This window comes from Alcanivorax sp. HI0083 (assembly GCF_001635175.1).
The window spans coordinates 1-1,102 of record NZ_LWFX01000126.1; the positions used below are offsets into that span (position 1 = coordinate 1).

Consider the following 1,102-nt stretch of genomic DNA (forward strand, 5'->3'; position numbering starts at 1 on the left):
TGCCGGAGATGGATGGGTTCGAAGTGGCCGAACTCATGCGCAAGAACAAGAAGACCCGCCACATTCCGATCATTTTCGTTACGGCGATCTCCAAAGAGCAGAAATATGTCTTCAAGGGCTACGAATGTGGCGCTGTGGATTATCTGTTCAAACCCATCGACCAGAAAATACTGGAAGCCAAGGTCAGTGTTTTCCTGGAACTGGATCGCCAGCGGCGCAAGTTGCAGCAGGCCGTGGTGCAGATGAAGCGGCTCAAGGACGAGAACGAACGCTTGCTTCATGCTTTGGGTGAAGCGCTTATCGGAGCCAATGCCGAGGGCAAGGTCACCTTTTGCAATGAGGCGGCTTGTGCCCTGCTGCGACAGAACCGTGATGCCCTGGTTGGCAACGATATGGCGGAGCTGTTGTTCAATGACGATGCCGGCAAGTTGCGCTGGAGCTGGGACGACTCCCCGTTGCGAGATGCCTGCCTGCAGGGCGAAAGCTGGAAAAACGAGCACAGTTTGTACACCGCAGACGAGGACGGATTGTTGGCCTTGTCGGTGCGTGCCAATGCCATTACCGATGATACGGGGAACGTCACCGGCGTGGTGGTGGTACTGCGTCCTGCCGATGACGAAAACGATGTCAAGGACAGCGCCCGCGACCACCGCCGCAACCCGCGCAAGAAACTGTTCCGCGAGATGGTAGTGTTTGATCGCAGCACCGGTGGTAACGTGGGGCGGTTGATGAACCTGAGCGTGGATGGCTTCAAGCTGTTTTCCCGCCGGGAACTGCCCCATGGCGAACAATTGCAGTTGGGCATGGTGCTCCCAGACCAGATAGCGGGTGTGAATACGGTCAGTTTCGACGCCCGGGTGGTCTGGGCTGAAACCCTGGATGCCCCCGGCGAGTATCAGGTGGGCTTTCAGTTCCTGACGTTGAATGCGGTCACCCGTGATGTGGTCGAGAACCTAATGGACAAGTATTGAGCTATGACTGAGCACCTGGAGATGCCAGACAATATGGAGCTTCCTCCGTCGCTGCTGCCTTACGGCTTCGCGCGGCGCTATGGTGTCCTGTTGCGTGAGCGTGATGGTCACAAAGAGCTGTGCCACCGGCA

Annotated in this window: 1 protein-coding gene; it reads left to right on the plus strand. The window is 57.2% G+C overall.

What is annotated here, in order from left to right; genetic code table 11:
• Nucleotides 1–971, plus strand: a 971-nt coding sequence (locus A3754_RS01445) for a PAS domain-containing protein (protein ID WP_063518666.1), incomplete at its 5' end; no start/stop codon positions are given.
• Nucleotides 972–1,102 lie beyond the last annotated feature (131 nt).